The organism is Comamonas denitrificans (assembly GCF_042654745.1).
Taxonomy (GTDB): Bacteria; Pseudomonadota; Gammaproteobacteria; order Burkholderiales; family Burkholderiaceae_C; genus Comamonas; species Comamonas denitrificans.
Genome location: NZ_JBHSEY010000009.1, coordinates 408 through 2,092 on the forward strand (window position 1 = coordinate 408; position 1,685 = coordinate 2,092).

The window sequence follows — 1,685 nt, forward strand, 5'->3', positions numbered from 1 at the left end:
TACCGCTGCGGCAAGCAGCGCAGCGAACCCACCAGCGACAAGCGCGGTGCCAAGGTTGATGAGCTGCACCTCACACCGCTGGAGCTGATCGACCGCATCGCCGCGCTGGTGCCACCGCCACGCACCCACCGGCACCGCTATTTTGGCGTGTTGGCACCCAACTCGCCGCTCAGGGCTGCGGTGACGGCGCTGGCGACACCGGCGCAAGCCGCTCCCGTGCTGGGCGCGTCGATCAGCACGGGGGAGTGCGCGCCTGGTGTGGTACCGATGAGCAGCGCGCTGCCATCCCAGAGCGAGCCGGTGCTGCCCAAGCGTGCAGCGCACTACCTGTGGGCGGTGCTGATCGCCCGCATCTACGAGGTGTTCCCCCTCTTGTGTCCGCTGTGTGGCGGGCATATGCGCATCATCGCGTTCATTACGCACAGCGCTGACATCCGGCACATCCTGGACCACATCGGGGCAGATTCAGAGCCACCCCGCATCTCCCCGGCGCGCGGGCCACCGCTGTGGGATGACTGTAGTGATGCGCAGATGGATGACGGGGCGCAAACCGAGCCAGCAGACTGGGACCTAGCGGCGCAACCGGCACCGGACTTTGAGGTCGATCAGCGCATCAGTTGGTGAATGAACAAAGCGGCGATTTTGACTTGCCGCGAACTGGCTCTGCGCCCGGTACACGCCGAGCGCCGCAAATCACTCTCCTGAACGCCAAACCCTGGTGGTGAACCTGACACCTGGGCGGGAAAATCGAGTGTCTCAGCCGGCTTGATGGCGCTTCCGCGGTGCGATACTTGGCCTCATGCGGTTAAAACGCCTATCCGTGATCAAAAACAAAAAGTATCTGGCGATACTGGCCCTGCTTTCTACCATGAACAGACCATGATTCAAAACTTCCAAGAAGTTCCCTGTAGCTGATTTGGTCTTTATCGTAGATCACTCTGACGACTTCGGCGTGTCCGTTGATGTTGCGGTAACTCGGATCCAGAGTTGATGCTCCAGCGTAGCCAACACGTGTTTGCACTACTCCCTGCGTCCCTCCAAAATTAGAATCCGGTCCCCAAAAGCAACCCATGCCGAAAACCGTTTGACTAAGCTTCCCGATTTTCAATGCTTCTTCGATTGCTTCAGGGGTTGCAAATTCATAGCTTTCAACACCGTCTTCTTTATTCATTTTTAGATCCGACATATTTTTCACCTAACTTTCAAAAATTGAAGCCACTCCCATTCCTCACGCCGTGCAAACGACGATAAGACCACGTTTTCCAACACCAGCTTGATGAAGTATCTTTGCTAAAACTCCGCAGCATGTTTCTTGGTAACACAACTGCGGAAAATTGCTGTAATCATTGATCTTACTGCTTATTAAGTTATTAATAATTCTAAAAAACTCATTATTTCATTGAAGCTTCCAACCACCTGTCAAGGTCCTTGAACTTGGGGTTTCTCAGCTTCTTTGTCCCAACCACTATTGTCGGGAAATTCAGCTTTCCGTTCGAATAGAGGGAGCACAGTTCATCAGCAGCCGCGTCGTCTTCATGAACATCCAAAAAAACAAACTGGCTCCCTTTTTCTTGCAAGTACGAATGGTAAATCTTGGTTTTATGGCAGTCTTTATGACCGAACAGCTTAATCAACACGAACGGCTCCTTTTTTCAAAAGGTTCACTTTCATAAACCCCCTCGATT

Annotated in this window: 3 protein-coding genes; 1 reads left to right on the forward strand and 2 read right to left on the reverse strand. The window is 53.5% G+C overall.

All coding sequences use genetic code 11. The features are described from left to right. Positions 1-624 (forward strand): transposase (locus ACFO24_RS01930; RefSeq protein WP_220805790.1); only part of this gene is annotated, 624 nt, incomplete at its 5' end. A 190-nt stretch (positions 625-814) separates the two neighbouring features. Here ACFO24_RS01930 and ACFO24_RS01935 read toward each other — a convergent pair. After that, positions 815-1,171: a peptide-methionine (S)-S-oxide reductase gene (locus ACFO24_RS01935; RefSeq protein ID WP_377736522.1), complete on the reverse strand. Its 357-nt coding sequence runs from the start codon at positions 1,169-1,171 to the stop codon at positions 815-817. A 220-nt stretch (positions 1,172-1,391) separates the two neighbouring features. Then, positions 1,392-1,637 (reverse strand): glutaredoxin family protein, encoded by a 246-nt coding sequence (locus ACFO24_RS01940; RefSeq protein WP_011711656.1) that lies wholly within the window; start codon positions 1,635-1,637, stop codon positions 1,392-1,394. Positions 1,638-1,685: the final 48 nt, after the last annotated feature.